Genomic DNA, 573 nt, shown 5'->3' on the forward strand with positions numbered 1-573 from the left:
GTTTGTCAGACCGACCATCTCCATTCAGAGTTTATCGGCTCTGGCTATTGGTTAGATAGCACGAAATTTAGGCCTCTTTGGCGCCCCCAAAAGGACCATACATTTTATGAGCTGAAAAAGCTAAAAAATCTATATCTAAATCTTTAACATCCAATGATAAATGTATTATTGATTGTGCTGCGTCTAAAATGACCAAAATATTTTTTTGATGAGCAATTTTAGTAATTTCTTTAATAGGTATTTCATCACCAAAAGTATTAGATATATGACCTAAAACTACAAATTTTGTTTTATCTGATAAAACTTTACAAAAATTATCTACTTGAATTTTATAATTTTTATCTAAAGGAATAAAAATTAATTTAGCTTTCTTTTCTTTAGCTATTTGCATCCAAGGTAATAAACAGGAATGATGTTCTAATTCGGAAGTGATAATTTCATCACCAGGATTAACCAAATGCTTTAATACGGATAGATTAGTTGCGTTTTATGCAGCGATTTGTCTTTACTGTTTTATTTACAATTAGCCCCCGTCCAAACGGTGCGAGCAAGTTTCCCAGCACACCGCTTTCC

1 pseudogene is annotated in these 573 nt (G+C 32.3%); it reads right to left on the minus strand.

The annotated features are described in order from the left end of the window. Positions 1-67: 67 nt before the first annotated feature. Positions 68-466 (minus strand): annotated as a pseudogene (locus B2G44_RS02005) (aminotransferase class V-fold PLP-dependent enzyme); the annotation flags it as partial. Positions 467-573 lie beyond the last annotated feature (107 nt).

The sequence above is a fragment of the Candidatus Phytoplasma citri genome (genome assembly GCF_002009625.1).
GTDB lineage: Bacteria > Bacillota_I > Bacilli_A > Acholeplasmatales > Acholeplasmataceae > Phytoplasma > Phytoplasma citri.